Source organism: Rothia sp. HMSC071C12, from assembly GCF_001813895.1.
In the GTDB taxonomy this organism is placed as follows: Bacteria; Actinomycetota; Actinomycetes; order Actinomycetales; family Micrococcaceae; genus Rothia; species Rothia mucilaginosa.
On record NZ_KV814369.1, the window covers coordinates 68,473 to 93,686 of the forward strand.

Sequence of the window (25,214 nt, forward strand, 5' to 3'; positions counted from 1 at the left end):
GAGCGCATCGCCCTGAGATTTTGCCCTGCGAGGCAGCCCCGAGAGGTTGCCCTTGGGGGCGGTCGCGCATCCTTAGTTTTCACCCGGTGGCTTGCAGAAATATGTGCATGCCTCCGGGTGAAACTTTTCACTCTCATTCGGCGCTCATAGGGAAGAGTGTTACTCTGAGAAAGCACTTGCTCACCGGCAGAAAGAGAAAAGGTATGCCCCAGGCACCTCGTTTACGAAGCACCGGTCGTCATATGCGCACGACGGTGATGACTTCAAACCGCAATAAGTGGATTGCTCTGCTTACTGCTTGCATGCTCGTCATTGTTGTTGGCTTTGGTGGCGTGTTGGCTCTGCGTATGCGCAATAATCTGCATACTCAGGAGCTGAACATCAGCAATTACAAGAACGGCCTGGAGAACGGCGCCTTGGACATTCTCGTGATTGGCTCCGACACCCGTAAGGGCAATAACGGCGCGTACGGCGATGAGGATGACCGCAATTCTGAGGCTCGCGCGGACGTGATGATGCTGCTGCAGATCAGCAAGGACCGTAAGAACGTGAGCGTGCTGTCGTTCCCGCGTGACCTGATGGTTGATGTGCCGCAGTGTACTGATCCTGAGAGCGGCACCGTGTACCCGGCTGAGGAGAACGTTCAGATTAACGAGTCTCTGTCTCGCGGTGGCCCCGGTTGTACTGTGGCAACCATTAGCAAGCTGACCGGTGTGAATATTGACCACTTCATGTTGGTGGACTTTAACGCTGTGAAGGAGCTGTCGAAGGTTGTTGGCGGCGTTCAGGTGTGTGTGGACGCTCCGATTGATGACGAGTACAGTGGCCTGAAGCTTCCTGCGGGTACTTCTACTGTTGAGGGTGAGCAGGCTCTTGCGTTCTTGCGTAGCCGCCACGGCTTCTCGGATGGTTCCGATATTGGTCGTATTCAGGCTCAGCAGGGCTTCTTGTCTTCGCTGCTGCGTAAGGTGAAGAGCGAGGGTACTCTGTCGAATCCGGGCCGTCTGATTAACATTGCTGAGGCGATTACTCAGAACGTGACGGTGGATAAAAACCTGGGTAATATCAGCACTCTGGTGGGTGTTGGTGCGGCTCTTGGTGGCGTGGACCTGTCGAATGTTGTGTTTGCGACGGTGCCGACTGAGCCGTGGAGCCAGGATGAGAACCGCCTGCAGGTTTCTGCGGATGCTGCGAACGTGTTCCAGCGTCTGCGTGACGATAAGTCGCTGAAGGAGGAGAAGGCTCCGGCAGCTGAGGCTACTTCTGCCGCTCCGGTTCAGCTGGATCGTACGGTTCCGGTGAACGTGTACAACGCGACCGGTCTGGATGGCCGCTCGGCTACGATCGCTTCGGTGATTGAGGGCCTGGGCTACACGAATGTTACTCCGGGTACTTCCGCTAGCCCGACGAACTTCACCACGGTGTTCTACTCGACCGGTTACGAGGCGGAGGCGAAGGAAATTGCCGCGAAGCTGAACGTGACCCGCGTGGTAGCGACTGAAGAGGTTCTGGGCGTGTCTGTGACGATTGGTACTGACTTCCCGTCCGGTGAGGCGATGGAGAAGCAGGAGGCTGCGATTGCGGGTAACGCGACCGGTCAGACTGCTGATCAGCACAAGTGCCAGACTGCTTTCGCCTACTAGGTTCTAGCTAGGGCATAGCGCAGATGCGTGAATATTGAGTGAGGGGCGTAGCGCCAGAAATGGTGGCTGCGCCCCTTTGTCGTTGATTCTTTCCAGATGATGGACGGCTTCCCGGGTGCCCTGCCACCGCCTCCGACCCCTGTGATAGCGTGGAGGCATGACTATTGACGGTGAGAGCAAGCGCGGGGTTACCCGCCAGGCAGTGAACCTGCTGCTTATTCGCCGGAACGGGGCACGCTAGAATCTGCCGCAACCGTTCCGGCTTTTTGACGCGGCATCTCACCTTCGCATCCTTTCTGATGCACCGCCTTGACCACGGCTGCCGGGGACCGATACCCGGCACGGTACGAGCCCCACATTTGGGGTAGAGCGAGACGGACCAACCAACAGGAAATTCATCATGAAAAACCACCAGAAGCCCAGCCCCATGCCGGTACACAAGTACCGCCCTTTCCGCGAGCAGATTGTTGTTGACCTGCCGGACCGCACCTGGCCGGATAAGGTCATTGAGAAGGCTCCGCGCTGGTGCGCAGTGGATCTGCGTGACGGCAACCAGGCGCTGATTGACCCCATGGACACCGACCGTAAGCTTGCGATGTTCAAGCTGCTGGTGAAGATGGGTTACAAGGAAATTGAGGTTGGTTTCCCTTCGGCGTCGCAGACTGACTTTGATTTTGTGCGCACTCTCGTCGAGGACGGCCACATTCCTTCGGATGTGACCATTCAGGTTCTGGTGCAGGCGCGTGAGCACCTGATTGCCCGCACTTTTGAGGCGATTGAGGGCGCACCTCAGGCGATTGTGCACTTCTACAACTCGACCTCCGTTCTGCAGCGTCGCGTGGTGTTCAACCAGGATCAGGAGGGCGTGCTGGATATCGCCCTGCAGGGTGCGCGCCTGTGCCGCAAGTACGAAGAGCAGATGATTTCTGATACTAAGGTTATCTACGAGTACTCGCCCGAGTCTTTCACCGGCACCGAGCTTGAGTACGCGGCTCGCGTGGTGAACGCTGTGGCTGAGGAGCTGGAGGTTGGTCAGAACGGCCGCGAGCTGATTGTGAACCTGCCCGCTACCGTTGAGATGGCTACCCCGAACGTTTACGCCGACTCGGTCGAGTGGATGGACCGCAACCTGAACCACCGCGAGCACATTGTGCTGTCGCTGCACCCGCATAATGACCGCGGTACCGGCGTGGCTGCTGCTGAGCTGGGTTACTTGGCGGGTGCTGACCGTATTGAGGGTTGCCTCTTCGGTAATGGCGAGCGCACCGGTAACGTTGACCTGGTGACGTTGGGCCTGAACATGTACACCCAGGGTGTGGATCCGCAGATTGATTTCTCTGATATTGACGGTATCCGTAAGACTGTTGAGTACTGCAACCAGCTGAAGGTGCACGAGCGTTCGCCGTATGGTGGCGATCTGGTGTTCACCGCGTTCTCTGGTTCTCACCAGGACGCTATTAAGAAGGGCTTTGAGGCTCTGGAGCGTACCGCCGCTGAGGCGGGTAAGACCGTGGATGAGGTGTACTGGGAGGTTCCGTACCTGCCGATTGATCCTCGCGACCTGGGTCGTACCTACGAGGCGATTATTCGTGTGAACTCGCAGTCCGGTAAGGGCGGCATGGCGTACCTGCTGAAGCAGGATCACGGCCTGGATCTGCCGCGTCGTGCTCAGGTTGAGTTCTCGAAGATTGTTCAGGCTCGTACTGACGCTGAGGGCGGCGAGATGACCAGCCAGAAGCTGTGGAACATCTTCGCGGATGAGTACTTGCCCGCAACCGACACGGAGAAGCGTTGGGGTAAGTACCGTATTGAGTCGATTAACATTGATTCGGCTGATACCGGTGCGACTACTCTGCGTGTTGGTCTGAACATTGATGGTCACACTTACACCCGTTCGGCTTCGGGTACCGGTCCGGTGGATGCTCTGCAGAACATTCTGTCGGGCGAGGGCGTGGATATTCGCGTGATGGATTATTCGGAGCACACCATGTCGTCTTCGTCGACTGCTAACGCTGCGTGCTACGTTGAGGCTGCTGTTGGTTCTCGCGTGCTGTGGGGTATTGGTGTGGATAACTCGACGACTCGTGCGGCTTTGAAGGCGATGATTTCAGCTGTGAACCGTGCGCTGCGTGATGAGCGTCAGGCGTAGGCGATAGCCGTACATATTTCGTGCGGGGTTGGCTGGTGACCGGTTGGCTGGTGACCGTTAGCCGTGCATGATGTGGGGGCGGGATGCATACTGGGAGTATGTATCCCGCCCTTACGCGTTAATGTGCGCAGGTGTTGTGTGCATCGGCGTGCTGTGGGGCGAATAATCTGCTGGGAGGAACTCTCATGAAAAGCTACGCGATGGTGTTTAGCCCCGTTGATGCGGCGGGCACCGATTCTTCTGTTCGTGCCTGGAATTATGAGCTGCACGGTGGTGATGATACTGCTCTGCCTGCAGGTTGCCCTGAGGTGTGGGAGGCTGGCTGGGTGGGTTCGACCGGTCCCGGTATTGAGCAGGATCAGTGGCCGCGCAGTACTTTTACTGGTTTGCCGATGCAGCATATTTTTACGGTGAGGTTGCCGGGGGAGTACCTGCCGGATGCGCAGAAGTATCCGGGCGTTGTGGCATTCTCTTTCTTTGCCGGTGATGGCCAGTTCGCTGAGGATGAGGCGACTGAGGGTGTTGCTAATGCTGCTAGTGATGACCCGTTTGAGGTGCAGTATGCGCAGGCGCGGGTGCATCCGTATCAGTTGTTGTTGCGCGATATTTTGGATGCTGAGTTTGCGGTGCTGTACCTGAGTGAGGAGGAGTTCTCGTCCCGCACGCCGCCGCCGCAGGATGTGCGCCGGCCCGGTGAGCATCGTGGTGAGGAGGAGAGCTTCAGCGCCTGGGCTTTGGCGGATCAGCAGCAGCCGCTGGCTCGTAAGCCTGCTCTGGTGGGGTGGGTTCCGACGGATGACCCGAATGCAGGTAAGGTCCCCAGTGATGTGTTTGAGAATGTGGACTCGCAGACTGGTTATTTGAGTCCTTTCGATTGGGATGCTGAGGATTCGGCGTGGTTTGAGTGGGCGAAGCCGCTAATTGCGGTGGGTACTCACCTGGGTGGCACTCATTTTTATGCGCAGGCTCTGCCGGAGGGCCTGACGGCTCGTTATATTGAGTTCGATGAGTTTGATGTGCTGAATTTTGGGTGCGGTAGCGCTGTTTTTGATTTTGAGACGGGTGTTTTCGACTGGTCGTGCGGCTAGTATGCTTGCACCGGTGACGCACCTTTGATGCGCCGGAGAGCGCGCATTTGAGGTGTTTGCGCGGCCTCCTTGAGCCATGGGTGAACCGTGGATGAGCTATGGATAAGCCCCGGTTGCACCGCGGTGTACCTCCTGAAACGGCACCCTGAGCGTTTCAGAGTGTGGACGGGGCGGTTTGCGGAGGTTCCACATCACCTTCGGCGAACCGCCCCGGGCGGGTGCGCCTCCTGTATCCTTGAATGCGTGGAATGGATTCAAGCAATTATTTTGGGCTTTGTTCAGGGCCTGACCGAATTTCTGCCGATTTCGTCATCGGCGCATCTGAACATTGTTGGCCAGATCCTGCCGGAGAAGGCTGACCCGGGCGCCGCGTTTACCGCAATCACCCAGCTGGGTACTGAGACCGCGGTCTTGATTTTTTTCTGGCGCGATATTGTGCGCATTGTGAAGGCGTGGTTTGGCGCTCTTACCGGCCGCGTACCGCGCAACGACCCGGATGCCCGCATGGGTTGGCTGATTATTATTGGCTCCCTGCCCATCGGCGTTCTGGGCCTGCTGCTGGAAGACTATATTGACACGCAGTTCCGCAGCCTGTGGATTGTGGCGACCATGCTGATTGTGTTTGCTGTGTTCCTGGGCCTTGCGGACCGTTTTGGCCGCGAGCAGCGTGAGCTGAAGGACCTGACGTTCCGTCACGGCCTGCTGTACGGTTGCGCACAGGCGCTGGCACTGATCCCGGGTGTTTCCCGTTCGGGCGGTACGATTACCGCGGGTCTGTTCATGGGTTACACCCGTGAGGCTGCGGCACGTTACTCGTTCCTTCTGGCGATGCCCGCCGTGTTCATGTCTGGCCTGTACAAGACCTTCAAGGTGGTCACCGGCGAGGAGGCGACCGGCTACTACGGTATCCCGTCGACTATCGTTGCGACTCTGGTCGCGTTCGTGGTGGGTTACCTGATGATTGGCTGGTTCCTGAAGTACGTGTCTTCGAAGTCCTACGGCATTTTCATCTGGTACCGCATTGCGCTCGGTATCCTGATTTTCGTTGGTCTGGGCACTGGCGTTCTGAACGCTACTTCTTCGGCGTTCTAAGGCTTTAGCCCTCAGCGTGATATGACATACCCGTCCGTGAGTTTCTCACGGGCGGGTATTCTTATTGGAGTAGATTTTTTGGCACCCGCATGCTCTTGGGTTGGGCGGCGGGTGTGGCGCGTCCACCGGGTGTGGGCGTTTTTACGGAAAGGAAACCCATGCGAGCTTGGGATGCCCCCGCCTCTGTGACTCTGCCCGGTCAGGCTGCGCTGCCGCGCATTTTTGATACTTCTGCCGGTGAGATTGTTCAGGTTCAGGAGGATAAGGCGGCGAGCCTGTACGTTTGCGGTATCACCCCGTACGACGCGACGCATATGGGTCACGCCTCCACCTATGTTGCTTTTGACTTGCTGCACCGCGCCTGGCTGGATGCGGGCGTGCCGGTGACGTACGTGCAGAACGTGACCGATGTGGACGACCCGCTGCTTGAGCGTGCGACCGCGACGAACGTTGATTGGCGTGAGCTGGCTGAGGATCAGACGGAGCTGTTCCGCACCGATATGAAGGCGCTGAACGTGATTCCGCCGGCGCACTATGTGGGTGTGGTGGAGTCCATTGAGTGGCTGTTCCCGCTGATTGAGGATTTGCTGCGCCGCGGCCTGGCGTACCGCGTGCCAGGTTTCACGGATGAGCAGGGTGTGGTGCATCCTGACGGTGACGTGTACCTGGATTTGAAGGCTGTGCGTGAGCTGCCCGCGAATGCCGAGGGTTACTCGTGGGCGCCGGGCGAGGTCTGCCATCTGAGCCGTGATGAGATGCTGGAGATTTTCGCTGAGCGCGGCGGCGACCCGAACCGTGCCGGTAAGCGTGACGCACTGGATCCGCTGCTGTGGCGTATTGAGCGTGAGGGCGAGCCGAGCTGGGATGCCGGCGAGCTGGGCGCGGGCCGCCCGGGCTGGCATATTGAATGCACGATGATTGCCCGCCGTTTCGTGGATGGTTCGCTGACCGTTCAGGCGGGCGGTAACGATTTGACGTTCCCGCACCATGATTTGGGTGCGGGCCATTCGTGGGCTGTGTCTGCACGTCCGCACGCTAAGCATTACGCGCACACCGGCATGGTCGGTTTGGACGGCCACAAGATGAGCAAGTCCCGCGGCAACCTGGTGCTGGTTTCGCGTCTGCGTGCAGCCGGTGAGGATGCGAACGCGGTGCGTCTGGCGATTATGGGTCAGCATTACCGTTCGGATTGGTTCTGGACTGATGAGCTACTGGAGCACGCGAAGGCTCGCCTGGACACTTACCGTCACGCGGTGTCGATGGCTGAGGGCCGTGAGGGTTCCGAAGGCGTTACCGATGAGGCGGCTGTTGAGCTGCTGGGCGATGTGCGTGAGGCGCTCGGCGAGGACCTGAACGCACCGGCGGCACTGGCGGCTGTGGATGCGTGGGCTGTGAAGGCTCTGGCGGACACCACCGTCGGTGGTGGCGCGCTGGTGCGTGACATCCTGGCGGCACGCCTGGGCGTGGTCCTCTAAGGAACAACACCCCACAAAACGTTGAAGCGCAGGAGCGGCGCTACGGTGTGAAAGCCGTGGCTGCCGCCCTGCGCTTTTTTGTGCCTCCATGTAATGCGCCAGCTTTCTACCGCGGTGTAATAAAACCGGGCGGGGGAGCCGCCGCCTCATTATCACGCTTGCGGGGTAACGCGCCACAGCCGATTTGCAGACTCCGCTAAAATAGAAAAGGATTTTTTCCGTCCACAGTTCGCCGCGACGGCGAACAGCACAGACTGACCCAAACCCGAGGAGAACCACCCCGTGAGCAGCGGCACCCACACCCCCACCGGCGCAATCAACCGCCGCGGCCCCTTCCGCCCCGGCGAGCGCGTCCAAATCACTGACGAACGCGGCCGCATCACCACCATCACCCTCGCCGAAGGCGGCGAATACCACTCCCACAAGGGCTTCCTCAAGCACGACGACCTCATCGGCGCACCCGAAGGCACCGTCATCGCCAACACTCACGGCATCCTCTACCAGGCGCTACGCCCCCTCTACAAGGACTTCGTGCTCTCCATGCCGCGCGGCGCAGCCGTCGTCTACCCCAAGGACGCCGCGCAGATTATCGTCAAGGCAGATATCTTCCCCGGCGCGCGCGTCGTCGAGGCCGGCGTCGGCTCCGGCGCGCTGTCCATCGCGCTGCTGCGTGCAGTCGGCGACTACGGTTGCGTGCATTCCTTCGAACGTCGTGAAGAGTTCGCAGACGTCGCCCGCGGCAACATTGAGACCATGTTCGGTGGCCCGCACCCGGCGTGGAAGCTGAGCATCGGCGACCTGCAGGACACCCTTCCGCAGGTTGAAGAGCCCGGCAGCGTCGACCGCGTCGTACTCGACATGCTCGCACCCTGGGAATGCCTGGACGCCGTGGCGGAGGCGCTCGCACCCGGCGGCGTGCTCATCTGCTACGTTGCGACCGTGACCCAGATGTCCCGCCTGGTTGAGGGCATGCGCCTGGACGGCCGCTTCACCGAACCCGAATGTGACGAAACCATTGTTCGCGGCTGGCATGTGGAGGGCCTGGCGGTCCGCCCCGACCACCGCATGGTTGCGCACACCGCGTTCCTGGTCGTGGCTCGTCGCCTGGCTGACGGCGCGGTACGCCTGGCACCGAAGCGTCGCGCGTCCAAGACGGACTTCTCTGAAGAGGATATGAACGCGTGGATTCCCATGAACGTGGGTGAGCGTGAGGTGACCGATAAGAAGATTCGCCGCGCAGCCCGCGATGCGAAGAACCTTGCCGCTCACGCCGCACGTGCGAACGAGATTGCGCTGGAACAGAACGGTACTGCGCAAAACGCCATGGAGTCTGAGCAGAATAACGGCGCAGCGGCTGAGGCGACTGAGTCTGCTGAATAATTTGAACCATCTTTGACCTGCGGGGGCACGGGCGTTGCCTGGAGCCCCCGCAGTGCACTCACCAGGCTACTCGCCTTGCCCGATACCCACCCAGTACCCGCACCGAGTAGCCGCCGATTAGGACGAACAGCTAAAGGAGCTACCGTGTCCACCCACGAATCTGCAGATCAGGCAGGAACCCCCCAGTACGGCACCGCCCACAGTGCAGCCAGCGCGGCACCGCACTACTCGGCTGCTTTCGGGTCGACCTCCCTGCCCGGCAGTCAGCCCGTCAGCGCGCAGGAGTATGACGCCGTGCTGCGTCGACTCTCCGCGGCGGAGGCAACCCGCGACAATATGAGCCGACAGATTCGTGGTGCGGGGGAGAAGAACCGCAAGCTCGTTGAGGCAATCACCAGCATGCGCTACCAGGTGGAGCGTCTGCGCGCGTCCCTGTCGCAGAATGTTATGCCGCCGCTGAATTCGGCGATTGTGTTGGCGGTGCATGAGGGTCAGACCATGACCTACGAGCAGGTTGCGGACGATAAGACCCCCGCCGAGATTGATACGTACCTGGATGTTCAGGTGAGCGGCCGCATGATGCGTATTCCCGTGTCCCCGCTCATTGACCTGTCGATGCTGACCCCCGGCATGACCGTGCTGCTCAACGACAAGTCCGAGGCCGTGGTCGCCCTGGACACCGAGCCCTTTGGCGACGTGGTGACCGTGCGCGAGGTGCTCGACGGCGAGCGCGTGCTGGTCGATACCTCCTCGGGTGCTCAGCAGGTGGCGCGCGTGGCCGGTTCCCTGGATGTTGAGCAGTTGCGCACCGGCGACGCGGTGACCCTCGATACGCGCACCCGCATGATTACCTCGCAGGTGCCCGCCTCCCGCTCGCAGGAGCTGGTCCTGGAAGAGATTCCGGACGTCACCTACGAGCAGATTGGTGGCCTGGGCGCGCAGATTGAGCAGATTCGCGACGCGGTGGAGCTGCCCTACCTGCACCCCGAGATTTTTGAGCGCTACCACCTGGCGCCGCCCAAGGGCATTCTGCTGTACGGTCCTCCCGGTAACGGTAAGACCATGATTGCTAAGGCCGTGGCGAACTCCCTGGCCGCCCGTGCCGCAGCGCTGAACCCGGGTTCGAATACCCGCGGCTACTTCTTGAACATTAAGGGCCCCGAGCTACTCGATAAGTTCGTTGGTGAGACGGAGCGTCAGATTCGCGATATTTTTGTTGCCGCCCGTGAGAAGGCGGAGGCGGGCCACCCGGTCGTCGTGTTCTTTGACGAGATGGAGTCGCTGTTCCGTATGCGCGGTTCGGGTCGTTCCTCCGATATTGAGACGACCATCGTGCCGCAGCTGCTTGCTGAAATTGACGGTGTGGAGTCGCTGCAGAACGTCATCGTTATTGGTGCGACCAACCGTGAAGACCTGATTGATGCCGCGGTGATGCGCCCGGGTCGACTCGACCTGAAGATTCGCATTAACCGCCCTGATGCCGCCGGTGCCGCAGAGATTTTCGGCCTGTACCTGACCGAGGACCTGCCCCTGGACGCGGCAGAGGTGGCAGCCGCCGGTTCGACCCGCGCCGCCCTGACCGCGATGATTGCGGCGGCGGCGGGTCAGCTGTACGCGCGCACCCCCTCCACGGCGTACGCTGTGGCGACCGTGGATTCTTCCATGGTCGTTGGTTCTGGTGCGAGCGCGAACCTGTCCACTCACACGCTGTACCGCGGCGATTTCGCTTCGGGTGCGGTGATTCGCAATATTGTGGACCGCGCGAAGAAGGCCGCGATTAAGGAGCAGCTGCAGGTGCTGACCGCCGGCGATAACGCAGCGGGTGTGGGTATTGGTACCCGCCACCTGCTGGAGGCGGTACGCGCCGAGTTTGAGGATCAGGTGGACTTGCCGCCGCTGCCCGATATTGAGGACGCGCTCACCGTTGCCGGTGTGCGTGGCCGCCTGGTGTCGGTGGAGCCGCCGCGCTAAACCGCGCTTATCCCGCATAAACTTAGTATTACCGCAGGTCCAGAGCCTTTAGATGGTATAGATTTTTTCAGGAGAACCCCATGAACTCCACCCCCAGCTACGGCGTGCACCGCATTATGGGTGCCGAAACCGAGTACGGCGTCATCGCTCCCTCCGTGCCGGGCACCAACCCGACCGTGCTGTCCGCACTGGTGGTCAACACCTACGCCAAGCTCGCCTTCCGCCGCGGCGCCGCCTTCCGCGAGGAGCTGCAGCGCCGCGCCCTGGCGGATGAGCTGACCGCCGAGCAGGCACGCCAGGCAGAGAACTACTCGACCGCCACCCCCGGGGGTCAGTGGCTGGGCGAGTCCGAGTCGCCGCTGCGTGATGCGTTCGGTCAGGTTCAGGACGCATCCACCGCCCACTCGAGCCAGATGACGCACACCCGCACCGAGCTGACCAGCGAAGATATCGCCCTGGAGATTATGCGTGAGGCGGGGGTTCAGGCACCGGGCGAGCCCGCCGAGCCGCGTAGCGCCCTGGATGCGCTCGCCGGTGTGCACGGCCGCGGTGGTTTCCCGGAGCGTCTGGACTGGGACCGCGTGACCATGAACGCGATTCTGCCCAATGGTGCGCGCCTGTATGTGGATCACGCGCATCCAGAGTATTCGTCGCCGGAGGTTCTGACCCCCGCCGACGCGGTGCTCTATGACGCTGCCGGTGACGCGCTGGCGTACGAATCGCTGGTGGAGCTGGGCAATCACGCGCAGGATTTGCCGCAGGTGAAGCTGTACAAGAACAACACCGACTCGAAGGGTCAGTCGTACGGCGCCCACGAAAACTATCTGATTAGCCGTGACGTTCCGTTTGAGCAGGTTGCGGAGGCGCTCCTGCCGTTCTTTGCGACCCGCGCTATTTTTACGGGTGCGGGCCGTGTGGGTATTGGTACGCACGGTGAGGTTCCGGGTTTTCAGATTAGTTCGCGTGCTGATTTCTTTGAGCGCACGATTGGTCTGGAGACCACGATTCGCCGCCCGATTGTGAATACGCGCGATGAGCCGCACGCGGATGAGTCGAAGTACCGCCGCCTGCACGTGATTCCGGCGGACGCGAACCTCTCGCACTATTCGAACCTGTTGAAGTTTGGTACGGCGGCGCTGGTGATGAACCTGATTGAGTCGCATAGCGAGCAGCACCCCGCGCTGCCGGGTGTGCGCCTGTCCGATCCGGTGGCGGCGATGCACGCGGTCAGCCACGATTTGTCGCTGTCGGCTCAGCTGCCGCTGGCACCGTCTTCGGCGACCCTGCCGAACCCGGTGTCCACGAGCGGTTCGGCGAGTGCCCTGCAGATTCAGCGCGCCTACTATGAGGCCTCCCGTGCGCACGAGGAGTCGAACCCGGCGGGTGTGGATGCTGCGACCGCGCAGATCCTTGACCTGTGGGGCGAGGTTCTGGACGCCCTGGAAACCAACCCGCTCTCACTGGCAGATCGTCTGGATTGGGTGGCGAAGTATGCGCTGGTGCGCGGTTATGTCGCTCAGGGCGTAGATTATGCGAATCCGAAGTTGAAGGCTTTGGATTTGCAGTACGCTGATATTGACCCGTCGAAGAGCCTGTATCACCGTCTGGTGTCGCGTGGCCGTATGCGCACGCTGTTCTCTGCGGAGCAGATTGAGCGTGCGACGACCGAGCCGCCGCGTGAGACGCGCGCGTTTTTGCGTGGCACGTTGATGGCGCGTTGGCCGGAGGAGATTCTCGGTATTAACTGGGATACGGTGTCTTGCCGTGGCAGGTATTCGAAGGATTTGACTCGTTTTACGATGATGGAGCCGACCCGGTACGGTGCCGCCCAGGTGGAGCCGCTGCTGGATGAGGTGAACCATTCGGATGAGCTGCTGAACCGCCTGCGCTAGTAGCACCTCACCACCACCAAACCCACATAAACTCATATTCTTCCCCGGGGCGAATACCCCCATTCGGAAGAGTAAAAACCACATAACCCACAGGTAGGGTGCAGGAGAATCCGGGTACCAAAACCCTTACACCCCGCACCCGACCCCACTAAAAACTTATTTGTCCACAACCGCAAACCCCTTGAGGAGAGAACCATGAGCCGCGAACGCATCAGCGCACAGCAGACCGAAACCACCGCAGCCGAGCAGGAGCAGGAACTGACCCTCGCCGCCTCCCACGTTGTCTCTGACGTGAGCGAGGTCGACGACCTGCTCGACGAAATTGACGGCCTGCTCGCTGAGAACGCTGAAGACTTCGTCACCGGCTTCGTCCAGAAGGGCGGCGAGTAACCGGCGCACCTGCGCGCCGGGTCAGCATCATGGAACACCGTATTTTCGGCATTGAAAGCGAATTCGGGCTCAGCTACGTCCCGCACGGGCTCGGTCGGCTGAGCATCGAAGAGTCCGCCGCCGCCCTTTTCAAGCCCGTCCTGGATCAGTGGCGCTCAACGAACGTCTTCCTGCCCAACGGCGGTAGGCTCTACCTTGACGTGGGTTCGCACCCCGAGTATGCCTCCGCCGAATGCGGCAGCATTGACGAGTTGCTCGCACAGGAACGCGCCGGTGAGCTGCTTTTCGCTGATCTGGCGCGTACCGCCCGCAAGCGCCTGCTCGCAGGTTCGGAGGGCCGCCCCCTCGACGGTGAACTGTACCTGTTCAAGAACAACGTGGATTCGGCGGGCAACTCTTACGGCAGCCACGAGAACTACCTGATCAGCCGCAAACTGCAGTTCAACGACCTGATTGCCCAGCTCGTGCCGTTCCTGGTGACCCGCCAGATTCTGGTCGGCGCCGGTAAGACCCACCCAAATGGCGGTCCGGTGCCCGGTTCGACCGACCCGGCCTCCAGCACGGGTGTGCCCTCGTACTCGTTCTCGCAGCGTGCTGACCACATTTGGGAGGCGGCATCCACCTCAACCTCACGCGCTCGCCCGCTCATTAACACTCGCGACGAGCCGCACGCTGACGCTTCGAAGTTCCGCCGCATGCATGTCATTAATGGCGACTCGAACATGGCGGAGCCGACGACTCTGCTGAAGATTGCCAGCACCGACCTGGTGTTGCGCATGCTGGAGGACCGCTTCCCGGTCACGAGCCTGGATATTGTGTCTGTTCCGGCGGCTCTGCGCGCTATCAGCCACGATCTGACCGGCACCGCGACCTTCGAGACCACGGACGGTAAGCACTACACGGCGTTGAGCGTTCAGCGCCACTACCTGGATGCGGCACGCCAGTACGTGCAGCAGTACGGCGCGCACCACCATCACGTGGAATACGCCCTGGACCTGTGGCAACGCACCCTGGACGCTATCGAGTCCGGCGACTACAGCAGCATTGATACTGAGATTGACTGGGCGATTAAGAAGAAGCTTCTGGATGCGTATATTGCCCGCGCCCGCGCGGCTGGTCAGCCTGCCGATTATGCGAGCGCCCGCATCCGTCAGCTGGATTTGGCGTACCACGACATCGACCCGGAGCGTAGCGTCTTCCACGCGCTGGTTCGTCGCGGTGCGGTCAAGCGCATCCTGCCCGAGGGTGCTGCGGAGGCGGCGAAGACTCAGCCGCCGAACACTCGCGCTCTGCAGCGTTCGCGTTTCATTAACGCGGCGGTTGCGGCGGGGGAGCAGTTCACCGTGGATTGGGTGCACTTGAAGCTCAACGCCTACCCGCAGCACACGCTGGTGTGTAAGGACCCGTTTGCTACTGGCAGCGAGGAGCTGGAGGAGGTGCTAAGCCTGTTGGCGTCTAAGGCGCGTCAGCATCAGGAGGCGGCATTCCCGCCGCCCTGCTAAAACCCCAGCTCACCCCGCGCCGCGACACAGCCTGAACACAGCTACGTGCCGTAGCATAAAACAGCTAAACCTATACCTGTAAACTGTTCTGTGGCACACGGGCACTCACACGCCCCACTCTCACAGAAAACCCCAGAGGATAACACTATGACCAAACGCTCTAAGCTCACTATTTTCGGTGCCAGCGCGGCAGCTCTCGCGCTCGCACTGTCCGCATGTGGCGCGCAGTCCAGCAATGGCGATTTGTCCAAGGTGCAGTACACCTTGAAGAACGCGACCGCTGCGCCTGAGGCGTCCTTCGCGACTCCCTTCGCCGCTTCTAGCCCCTCCGCATACGTGATTGAGGAAGGCAACGGCGACTCCATCAACGATGGTGACTACGTGCTCGTTGAGGCTGCCGTGTTCAACGGCACCGACGGCAAGCTTAACGGTTCCACTTACTCCAGCGAGCCGATTCTGCTGCCGATTAACGATCAGCTGAAGCAGGCTGCACCGCAGGTGTACGAAACCCTGAAGAAGATTAAGGTTGGCGGTTCTTTCTCGTACACCACCAACGTTCTGCAGCAGCGTAGCACCGCGGGCGTGACCACTACGACCGCTTCGCCCGGTGCCGCAACTAACGTTGAGGTGTACACCGTGAAGACGAAGCTGCCCAAGTACGCAACCGGTAAGGCTGTTGAGGCTGACCCGTCGCTGCCGTCCTTCACTCTGGATGAGTCCACCGGCAAGGCTGATATTAAGCTGCCCGACACCAAGCAGGAATACACTGAGCTCGTCTCGAAGAACCTCATTGAGGGCGAGGGCGCCGAGGTCAAGGAAACCGATACCGTGTACGTGCGTTACATTGGCGTGCAGTACTCCGACGGTAAGGTCTTCGACGGCAACTATGACGCTTCCACCCCGATGGGCCTCTCCCTGCAGGGCGTTATCAAGGGCTGGACTCAGGGTCTGAAGGGCAAGAAGGTCGGCTCCCGCGTTGAGCTGGTCATCCCGGCGGATTTGGCGTACGGTAACGACACCGGCGGTTCCAAGCCTTCGGGCACTCTGGTGTTCGTTGTTGATATTCTGGGCGCGGAGGAGAACCCGCAGACCCTGCAGCGTGCTCAGGCGGCTTCTAGCGCGGCCGCTGCGGAGGCGAGCGCCTCGGCAACCGCTTCTGCGACCGCAACCCCGGCGGCTACCGCTTCGGCTACCGCGCAGTAGCCCACATTTTTATTTCGCGCTCGCCGCTTATATGACGTAGGCGGCGGGCGCACCCACTATTTCGATGTATTTCGAACCAATCAAAGGAGACACCCATGTCTTTCGGTCAGCGTAACCTCGACCGCGAAAAGCCCGAAATCGATTTCCCCGAGGGCGACGCCCCCACCGAGCTGGTCATCACCGACCTGATCGAGGGTGCTGGCGCTGAGGTTGTTCCCGGCTCCCGCGTGCTCACCCACTACGTTGGTGTTGCTTTCTCCACCGGTGAAGAGTTTGACGCGTCCTGGAACCGCGGCGAGCCGCTGCCGTTCCAGGTGGGCGTTGGCCAGGTTATCCGCGGTTGGGATGAGGGTCTGCTCGGCATGAAGGTCGGCGGCCGTCGTCGTCTGGAGATTCCCGCCGACATGGCGTACGGTGACCGCGGCGCTGGTTCGGTCATTAAGCCCGGTGAGTCCCTGATTTTCGTGGTGGACCTGCTGGACGTCCGCTAAGGACTAGCCGGTAAGGTTCTCGCGTTTTTCGCGCTTCTCACGTAAGACGCACAGAGACGCGCAGCCCGGTGCTTTCTCCCGATTGTGGGAGGGGGCACCGGGCTTTTGCGTACCCGCGTATTCCTCCCGCAGCCACCCCCTGCACTGATCCGCCCCATACGCTAAGTAAGTGCCGCGGAACACACACGGTATGATGGAATCATGTCCACCGCAGCTCAGCTTTACATGACTCTTCACCGCCTCGCCACCGCCGCCGAGGCACGCGACACCGCAACCCGAACCCAGGGCATCAGCCGCAACGAGCTACTGACCCTGCTCGGCATTAGCACGCGCGCTAACGGCTCCCTCAGCGAGTCCCAGGAACGCGCCTTTGAACGAGCCAAGCAGACCCTGCGGGACGCCGGCGCGCGCATCACCCACGTGACCACGGATCTGGGGGAGCGCTACCGCCTCGAACCCAGCGACGCCGCAAAGCTGCCCGCCTGGAACCCCACCGCCGAGGAGTTCCGCCTCATCAACACGATCCTGCGCGGCTGGGAAGGCACCGAACTGCAGGATGACGCCTACCGCATCCTGCGTAAGATTGCGCTGACCAGCGAGAACCTCACCGATGAGGCGCTCGCCGCCGCGAAGATTCTGGAGCCGAAGACCGGCAAGCGTCAGCGCGCGAAGAACCTGTACACCTACCGCGAGCCCCTTCAGCGCATTTACTTTAGCGATAACCCGCACCTGAATGAGCTGTTCACCGCCTATGCGGAGCGTAAGACGGTCACGTTCACCTATCAGACGGCTGCCGGTGCGACCCGCGTGCAGGAAAAGGTCAGTGTCGCCGGTATCGGTTACCGTTACGGCACCTGGTATTTTGTCGGCTACTACACTGAGAGCTCGGAGCGTAAGGAGTACACGTTCCGTGCCAGCCGTATTCAGAAGCTCACGATGCTTTCGCGTATCGATTCGACCCCCATCAACGCGACGTTCAACGCCAAGAACTGGCTTGAAGACATTCAGGGCTACGAAGAGAGCCTGATTGTTGCCGAGGTCAACGCCGATTCTACGCTGTCGGAGCCCTTCACCGTGCCTTCGTACGGCACGATTGATAGCGCTGTGGCGGCGACCAGCTACAGCTGCGTGATTGAGCCGCCCGAGGAATCGGAGGCTGCATCTACCCGCCAGCGTGACAGCTACGCCGCCCAGCAGCAGCTGTTGCGCACCCTCACCGACCTGCACAGTGGCGCAGTTGAAGACCCCGGCACCTGGGCGGATATCAACCAGCGCAACCGTAACAACTCCCTCGACGACCTTGTGGACCTGCTCCTGGGTCTGCACCGTGCCGACCGCTGGGCGAGCGCCCACGGTGAAGAGCCCATGCCGTTGAACCAGCTCAACGCCCTCTACAGCGTGGATACCGAGAAGAACCGTGCCCTCGGCAAAACCATTGCCGAGATTTTCGCGCAGGTAGATACCGTTCCCTTCGATTCTGACCCCAAGGACCCGGACGCGCTCAAGCCCACCTACATTAACCTGCTGCCGGATTTTGGCGGCGCCACCCCGAACACGCTGCTGAACTACGCGCGCCTCACGGACACTGAGCTCGCCATTCTCGTCTTTACCCTCTCTGCCGCAGATATTCTGCACCCGGCGGATGCGCGTCTGGGCAGTATCCGTGCGGCGCTCGCCGCCGCGTACCCGAACGCGCCCGTCTATGCGCAGCACCTGTGCTTCGCCCCGGAGGAGCCTCTGCTGCAGGAGGCGACTGCCGCCCTGAGTAGCGGCAACGCCGTGACCATTGGTTACGGTGAGCGTGCCGCGGACCGCCTGGTGGACCCGTATGCGTTGGTGCTGCACCGCGACCACATGTATCTGCATGCGTGGTGCCGTACCGCTGAGGAACGCTACTATGCCGCGCGCGGTGAAGAGGTGCCCGAGTATGTGCCCGAGGCTTTTGCTCACCCCACCACCGGCGAGGCAGAGAACAGCGAAGTTGCAGACAGCGAGGCGGCGGACAATGAGGCAGGGGAGAAGACCCCCACTTTCTGGCGTAACTTCCGCCTCACCCGCATCAACCACATTCAGGAGGCGGGCGCGGGTCGCGCCCACCCGGTCACCGGTGACACCGTCCCGCATTGGCACGCGCAGCAGCACAGCACTCAGACCAACCCGTTCGCTGAGTTGCGGATTCACCCGACCGAGCATATTCCCAGCGGTGAGCCGCTCGATACGCTCACCGCAACGTACATGCGCCGCAGCACCCACCACGTGAAGAAAGCTTCACGCACCCAGTACGTGCGCATCCACTACTACAACAACGCCCACGGTGCTGGCGATAAGAACATTCTCGACACCGTCATTGCGCACCGAGGTGCCCTCGAACTGGTCGGTCCTGCGCACCTGCGCGCGGCGTTGCTTGACCAGTTGCAAACCCTCAACGCGAGCAGCCGCAGGGGTGTGCCCGCAGAAAAATAGAACTTCACCCACAAGCAAAAACACCCTAAAAACCCATCTAAGGCGCCAAAACATTAACCTAAAACTTGTATAATGGTGCTCATGTCTTGGTGGTTCTGGATTTTGCTATGGGGCGCGCTCATCATCTGCTCGCTCCTCTATTTGGCATGGTTCACCTACAAAGCACTCACTCGCGGTTTCACACTCCTTGACGAAACCGTAACCTGGGTCGAGTCAATCGAGGGACAATTCGACGCAGCGCAAGCGAACGCAAGCCGAAAACTCCCACGAGACACCACCCTCGGGGTATTCACACCCATCACCGAGGCATACAATAACTACGAACAAGGTAAGCAGACACGCAGGTCTGAGCGGATCAAGCGACGGGTCTCCCGACGAGATCGACTCGGCCAACCTCAAAACATCGGAGACCTGCTCTAACAGAAAGGCACACCACCATGGGCCAGATTTTCAGCCACCCCGCGACCATCATCGTCGTTATCCTCCTCATCGTCCTGCTCTTCGGCGCACCCAAGCTGCCCGGCATGGCACGTAGCCTCGGCCAGTCCATGCGCATCTTCAAGACCGAAGTTGAGGGCCTGAAGAACGACTCCAAGAAGGACCCCCGCGAGAAGGACGGCGAAGAGGTCGTCACCGCTGAGGTCGTAGACAACGGCAAGGACGGCAAGACCGAAACCAAGTAACGGTCCCGCCACCGATGCACCAAACCCGTGCCAGCCCACCGGCCGGCACGGGTTTTGCGGCACCACCCCATAAACACCCCACCAGACCCCCTCAGCCGAATCACACACGGCACCGACACCCAGAGGACACCACGTGGCAACACCCGACCAGGACGTGCGCAACCGCAAAATCAATCCTGAAGCACGCATGGAACTCAAGGAACACCTGCGCGAATTCCGCGACCGCCTCATCAAAGCGGCTATCGCAACCGTCATCGCAGCCATCATCGGTACGGTCTTCCTCTACCAGCCTTTCATCGAAATGATCTCTGTGCCCCTGCAGCAGATCAACGCAGAAACCGGCCGCAACGCAAACCTGAACTACGGTAGCGTCGCATCTCCTTTCGACCAGCTGCTGAAGGTAGGTATGTACATCGGCTTGGTGATCGCCTCTCCCGTCTGGCTCTACCAGGCGCTGCGATTCCTGCTGCCGGCACTGCACACCAAGGAGAAGAGGTATCTCTTCGGCTTCCTCACCGCATCTATTTTCGCGTTTGCCTGCGGTGTCGCCATTTCGTACTTCACCCTCCCCGGCGTGGTCTACGCACTGCTGAAGTTCACCCCCCTCAACGACAGTAACTACATTGACGCGGGCGTGTACATCTCCTTCATCCTGAAGTTCGTTGTGACGTTCTCCTGCGCCTTCATCATCCCTGTGATTCTGGTCGGCATTAACATGCTGGGCCTGATTCGCGGTAAGACCATCCTGAAGTCTTGGCGTTGGGTTGTTGTGCTCGTTGCGGTTATCGCAGCGCTAACCGCACCCGGTAGCGACATCATGATGATGTTCGTGCTCATGGCGCCGCTGCTGATTTTCTTCTTCGCAGCAATCCTCATCTGTATGATTAACGACAAGCGCCGCGACCGCAAGCTTGCCAAGCTGGCGCAGGGTTCGGATGAAGCAAGCCTGAACACCGCAACCAGCAGTGAAGACCTGGCGAAGATGGGTTACTTCGAGGACGAGAAGACTTCCTAAATTGAATAGCTCGCTTTGAGCAACCTAGCCGAAAGGGGCGGGGTACAGAGAACCTGTACCCCGCCCCTTTCGCATGTTCCGCAACAGCGTCTCGAGGCGCACAGACGAATTTTTACAACGCCCGCCGGTACATCCCGGCAGAAACTGAGCATAAACTGCGCCGAAACCGCGCAGCCGATGCGCTCGCTGTTCGCCCATACCGGATTAGTGCCCGTGCAGGATGCTTTCTGAAGGCTCGCGGCGGGCGAACCGTTACACTGGACATACTATGAGCAAGCACCACGCACAGCACACTTCTGACACACACACTTCTAACGCTTCTAACGCACAGACCCCGGCGGAGCAGACCGGCACCGACTACGCTGCCGCCTACGCCGCATCCCGAGAACGCGCCGCATACGCGAAGACCGTCCTCGGGGCTTTTGAGGCGTCCCTTGATTTTCCGCTGGATGATTTTCAGCGTCAGGCGTGTGCCGCTGTGGAGGCGAACCGCTCCGTCCTCGTTGCCGCGCCTACCGGTGCCGGTAAGACCATTGTGGGTGAGTTCGGTATCTACCTGGCGTTGCGCCGCGGCATGAAGGCGTTCTACACAACCCCTATTAAGGCGCTGAGCAACCAGAAGTACCACGACTTTGTGCGCGCGTACGGTGAGGATTACGTGGGTCTGCTCACCGGCGATACGAGCATTAACACGGAAGCACCCGTGGTCGTGATGACCACCGAGGTGCTGCGCAACATGCTCTACGCCAACTCGACCACGCTGACCGGTCTGGGCTATGTGGTCATGGATGAGGTGCACTACCTGGCGGACCGTTTCCGTGGCGCAGTGTGGGAAGAGGCGATTATTCACCTTCCCGAGCATGTGAACGTCATTTCCCTGTCGGCTACGGTGTCGAACGTTGAGGAGTTCGGCGCGTGGCTGGATACGGTGCGCGGCGGCACGGACATTATTGTTTCCGAGCACCGCCCGGTACCCCTGTGGCAGCACATGATGGTCGGTCACCGCGTGGTGGACCTGTTCATACCCGAAGACAACTCCGCACAGGGCAAAAACCACACCCAGGGCAAGAACCAGGAGCCGGAGGAGAAGTTCTCCCGCAAGCAGGCGAAGAAGGCACAGAAAGCTAAGCAGCGCGGCGCAACCGTGGAGGCGGGCGCCAACCCTCTGCTTGCCGGTCTGCGCCTGAACCCGCAGCTGAAGGCGCTACGCCCCGGCTTCCGTTCCGCGCCGGGCCGTGGACGCTACGGCGGCAAGCGTGAGCGTTTCCGTCACCGCCGTGAAGGCTGGCTCAATGAGACGTTCAGCAGCGGCGAGCGCGGCCGCTCGAACCGTCGTGACCGTTTCAGCAACGATCGTTTCAGTAACGACCGGGACTTTGATGCGCGCGGTGAGCAGAAGCCTCTGCGCCCGCAGCGCATTACCCGCCCGGAGATGGTGCGCGCCCTCGACAAACAGGGCCTGCTGCCCGCAATCTGCTTTATCTTCTCCCGTGCCGGTTGCGACGGCGCGGTCAGTCACTGCGTATCCGCCGATATCACGCTGACCACCCCCGAACAGCAGCAGACCATCCGCGCCTACATTGCGGAAGCAACCGCTCACCTGGACACCCGCGACCTGAACACCCTCGGCTACTACGAATGGCGTGACGGCCTCATCCGCGGTATCGCCGCGCACCACGCGGGCCTGTTGCCCCTATTCAAGGAGGTCGTAGAAACCCTCTTCGCGCAGGGCCTGATTAAGCTGGTCTTCGCCACCGAAACCCTCGCACTGGGCATCAACATGCCCGCCCGCACCGTCATCCTGGAAAAGCTCACCAAGTACAACGGCGAATCCCACGTAGACATCACCCCCGGCGAATACACCCAGCTGACCGGACGCGCCGGCCGCCGCGGTATCGACATCGAAGGCCACGCCGTCGTCATGTGGCGCCCCGGCATGTCCCCAGAACACGTGGCAACCCTCGCCTCAACCCGCACCTACCCGCTGAACTCCTCATTCCGCCCCACCTACAACATGGCGGCAAACCTCATCGCCTCCTACGGCGCCGAACGCACCCGCAAAATCCTGGAATCCTCCTTCGCACAGTTCCAGGCAGACAAGTCGGTCGTCGGCGTCGCCTCCCGTGTACGCAAAAACGAAAGCGCTCTAGAAGGCTACCGCGAAGCAATGGCATGCCACCTGGGCGACTTCACCGAATACATCCAGCTCAGCCGCCAGATCGCCGAATTGGAAAAGAAAGCGTCCAAGAGCAACGAACGCCACGCACGCGCGCAGGCACACCACAGCATCCAACAGCTACTGCCCGGCGACATCATCTACATTCCGCACGGCCGCTCCCGCGGCTACGCAGTCGTCATCACCCGCTCCGACTCGCACGCCGACCCGCGCATCGGCATCGTCACCGAGGACGCGCACCAGCGCACCGCCTCAACCCGCGATTTCGAAGGCGCCGTCGAACCGGTCTCACGCATCAAAATCCCCAAGCGCCTAAGCCTCAAAACCGCCAAGGAACGCCGCGACACCGCAAGCCGCATGCGCCAGGCACTCTACGACGGCCGCGCCCCGCGTGCGCTCGCACAGCAGAACATCCCGGCTCGTCAGAACAGTATTGACGCGCAGCTGGAGGCGCTGCAGGCTCAGCTGCGTAACCACCCGTGCCACGGCTGCTCCGACCGTGCAAACCACATGCGTTGGGCTGAACGCTGGCAGAAGCTCAACGCTGAGACGGAAGGGTTGCGCCGTCAGATTGCCCGCCGCACCAACACGATTGCGCAGGTCTTCAACCGCATTGCGCGTCTGCTGGAGAGCTACGGCTACGTCGAACGCACCGAGGATAACGAACTGTCGCTCACCACCGGCGGCCAGGCTCTACGCCGCATCTACGGCGAGCGCGACCTACTGACCGCCCTGTGCCTGGACGCGCACTTCCTCGACGGACTGGAGCCCGCCGCCATCGCAGCAACCGTCGCCGCACTAACCTACCAGGGCAAGCGCGACGCCGTAGAATACCTGGCGCACTACCCGCACCCGTCCCTGCGCGCACCCATCGCGACAATTACGCAGCGCCTCGCCGACCTGAACGCAGCCGAAGAACAGTTCAAGGTCAACCCGACCCCCGCATGCGACTTCGGCCTGGTCGAACCCATGTACGCCTGGGCGAACGGCGCACACCTCGCAAAGGCAATCGAGGACACCGGCCTTGCCGCCGGCGACTTCGTACGCTGGGCAAAGCAGGTACTGGACGCCCTGGACCAGATCGCGCACATCCGTTCACTGGACCCGGTCATCCGCGCCCGCTGTGAAGAAGCAATCGAGGCGGTACGCCGCGGCGTAGTCGCACTCGACGTCTAACCCGCACCGTAGTGCTACACCGTACATAGTGCTACACCGCACCCGACCAGCTCGGGCCACCACCCCCGCGACTGTGCATTGTTCTGCATCATCTAAGTTCCGCCTCATCTAAGGACGAACGAACTACCACAGGCAGCGGGGGTGCTTCTATACTCAAATGAGACGCTCAGCTAAGCTACGCGAGCACAATTGAAGTGCCCGCCCCGTGTGCGCCTCGGCGCGCCTCAAAGGTGAAAGGAATCTAATGTCTACCCGTATTTTTGTAGATGGTAGCGTGTACAGCCCGGTCGACCCGTACGCAACCGCAATGCTCGTCGAAGACGGCTTCGTCCGCTGGGTTGGTTCCGACTCCGGGGCACGCTCCATTGCCGACGAATCAGCCACCATCACCGAACTCGACGGCGCCCTACTAACCCCCGCCTTTGCGCGCGCCCTAGCACCGGTAGCAGGAAAAGAAGCACCCGAAATCCTCGACTACCTGCAGGCATACCGCGCCGCCGGCTACCACACCCACACCCTACTCGCCGGCATGGAAGACGTACCCGACCTCGTCTCCGCACTCAGCTACTACAACGCCGAACACGGCGTACCCGACATCCGCCTCATCCTCAACGCCACCGGCGTAGAAACCGACGAACTAATCAGCGCCATCAAGGCACTACGCCCCCTCACCGAAGGCGAACGCGCCATCAAAGGCCTGCAGCTAGTCGGTATCTCCGTCGCACCCACCGAAGCCCCCGCAGCAGCACAGGTAGCCGAAGACGCAGCACTCCTGCTCTCCATCGACGCATCCACCAGCTTTGCCGACGCAGCCGACGCAGCACTCACCGCACGCAAAAACCGCCCCTGGCTGCCCATCCGCCTCGACGCAGCAACCAGCACCCCGCAAGACCCCATCACCGACGAACACCTCACCCAGCTGGCAGAAGCACGCATCAACCTCGGCCTGAGCGTCTGCGAACCCGAAGAAGACGAAGCCACCAACGACACCGTCCAGGCACTCCTCGCACACGCCGGGGGAGAAGCGCGTGAGTCTGTTGCCTCAGTCGCCCGCCGCGCAAACGCAACCGGCACCTCCATCGCCCTCGGCTCCGACACCCAACTCTACGCACCCGGCGCCTGGTCCCTCATCCGCGAACTCGTCAACGACGAACACGGCATCTCCGCACGCAGCGCCTTCGCCGCCCTCACCCGCGGCGTATACCGCCTAGCACACGAAGAAAACCCCTTCACCGGCCAGCTCACCCCCGACACCCCCGCATACGTAGCACAATGGCGCGTCGAAGCCCTCATGGTCCAAGCACCCGACTCCCGCGTCGCATCGTGGAGCACCGACCCCCGCGCTCGCATTCCGTTGCTTCCGGTGCTGGATGAGGATTCGCCTCTGCCCATCCTGGAATCTGTTTACACTGAAAGTAACTAATT

The 25,214-nt window shown here is 61.1% G+C and carries 17 protein-coding genes; all 17 read left to right on the forward strand.

Going from position 1 to position 25,214, the window contains the following annotated elements:
• Positions 1-203: 203 nt before the first annotated feature.
• Positions 204-1,643, forward strand: coding sequence for an LCP family protein (locus tag HMPREF2942_RS02250; protein WP_070688219.1), 1,440 nt, complete (start codon positions 204-206; stop codon positions 1,641-1,643).
• A 400-nt stretch (positions 1,644-2,043) separates the two neighbouring features.
• Positions 2,044-3,792 (forward strand): 2-isopropylmalate synthase, encoded by a 1,749-nt coding sequence (gene leuA, locus HMPREF2942_RS02255; RefSeq protein ID WP_070688221.1) that lies wholly within the window; start codon positions 2,044-2,046, stop codon positions 3,790-3,792.
• A gap of 185 nt (positions 3,793-3,977) precedes the next feature.
• Positions 3,978-4,880 (forward strand): hypothetical protein, encoded by a 903-nt coding sequence (locus HMPREF2942_RS02260; RefSeq protein WP_060824779.1) that lies wholly within the window; start codon positions 3,978-3,980, stop codon positions 4,878-4,880.
• A 243-nt stretch (positions 4,881-5,123) separates the two neighbouring features.
• Entirely contained in the window at positions 5,124-5,972 is an 849-nt protein-coding gene (locus HMPREF2942_RS02265; RefSeq protein WP_044145830.1) for an undecaprenyl-diphosphate phosphatase, read from the forward strand.
• Positions 5,973-6,130: 158 nt separating this feature from the next.
• Positions 6,131-7,447 carry a cysteine--1-D-myo-inosityl 2-amino-2-deoxy-alpha-D-glucopyranoside ligase gene (gene mshC / locus HMPREF2942_RS02270; protein WP_070688223.1) on the forward strand — a complete coding sequence of 439 codons (1,317 nt, stop codon included), beginning with the start codon at positions 6,131-6,133 and terminating at the stop codon, positions 7,445-7,447.
• A gap of 282 nt (positions 7,448-7,729) precedes the next feature.
• The gene (locus tag HMPREF2942_RS02275; protein WP_070635206.1) at positions 7,730-8,827 is read left to right on the forward strand and encodes a tRNA (adenine-N1)-methyltransferase; all 1,098 of its coding nucleotides are present in this window, start codon (positions 7,730-7,732) and stop codon (positions 8,825-8,827) included.
• Positions 8,828-8,971: 144 nt separating this feature from the next.
• Positions 8,972-10,798, forward strand: coding sequence for a proteasome ATPase (gene arc / locus HMPREF2942_RS02280; RefSeq protein ID WP_070688225.1), 1,827 nt, complete (start codon positions 8,972-8,974; stop codon positions 10,796-10,798).
• Positions 10,799-10,878: 80 nt separating this feature from the next.
• Entirely contained in the window at positions 10,879-12,690 is a 1,812-nt protein-coding gene (gene dop, locus HMPREF2942_RS02285) for a depupylase/deamidase Dop (RefSeq protein WP_070688227.1), read from the forward strand.
• A 195-nt stretch (positions 12,691-12,885) separates the two neighbouring features.
• On the forward strand, positions 12,886-13,080 hold the full coding sequence (locus HMPREF2942_RS02290; RefSeq protein WP_005506016.1) for a ubiquitin-like protein Pup: 195 nt from the start codon (positions 12,886-12,888) through the stop codon (positions 13,078-13,080).
• A gap of 29 nt (positions 13,081-13,109) precedes the next feature.
• Positions 13,110-14,582, forward strand: coding sequence for a Pup--protein ligase (gene pafA, locus HMPREF2942_RS02295; RefSeq protein ID WP_070543511.1), 1,473 nt, complete (start codon positions 13,110-13,112; stop codon positions 14,580-14,582).
• 147 nt (positions 14,583-14,729) lie between these two features.
• Positions 14,730-15,785 carry an FKBP-type peptidyl-prolyl cis-trans isomerase gene (locus tag HMPREF2942_RS02300; protein ID WP_070688229.1) on the forward strand — a complete coding sequence of 352 codons (1,056 nt, stop codon included), beginning with the start codon at positions 14,730-14,732 and terminating at the stop codon, positions 15,783-15,785.
• Between the two features lie 95 nt (positions 15,786-15,880).
• Entirely contained in the window at positions 15,881-16,276 is a 396-nt protein-coding gene (locus HMPREF2942_RS02305) for an FKBP-type peptidyl-prolyl cis-trans isomerase (protein WP_005508667.1), read from the forward strand.
• A 201-nt stretch (positions 16,277-16,477) separates the two neighbouring features.
• Positions 16,478-18,739, forward strand: coding sequence for a WYL domain-containing transcriptional regulator (locus HMPREF2942_RS02310; protein WP_070688232.1), 2,262 nt, complete (start codon positions 16,478-16,480; stop codon positions 18,737-18,739).
• 437 nt (positions 18,740-19,176) lie between these two features.
• Positions 19,177-19,422, forward strand: coding sequence for a Sec-independent protein translocase subunit TatA (gene tatA / locus HMPREF2942_RS02320; protein WP_005506024.1), 246 nt, complete (start codon positions 19,177-19,179; stop codon positions 19,420-19,422).
• A gap of 133 nt (positions 19,423-19,555) precedes the next feature.
• The gene (gene tatC, locus HMPREF2942_RS02325) at positions 19,556-20,437 is read left to right on the forward strand and encodes a twin-arginine translocase subunit TatC (RefSeq protein WP_070666591.1); all 882 of its coding nucleotides are present in this window, start codon (positions 19,556-19,558) and stop codon (positions 20,435-20,437) included.
• A 268-nt stretch (positions 20,438-20,705) separates the two neighbouring features.
• Positions 20,706-23,789, forward strand: coding sequence for a DEAD/DEAH box helicase (locus HMPREF2942_RS02330; protein ID WP_070688234.1), 3,084 nt, complete (start codon positions 20,706-20,708; stop codon positions 23,787-23,789).
• 244 nt (positions 23,790-24,033) lie between these two features.
• The gene (locus HMPREF2942_RS02335; RefSeq protein ID WP_070688235.1) at positions 24,034-25,212 is read left to right on the forward strand and encodes an amidohydrolase; all 1,179 of its coding nucleotides are present in this window, start codon (positions 24,034-24,036) and stop codon (positions 25,210-25,212) included.
• Positions 25,213-25,214 lie beyond the last annotated feature (2 nt).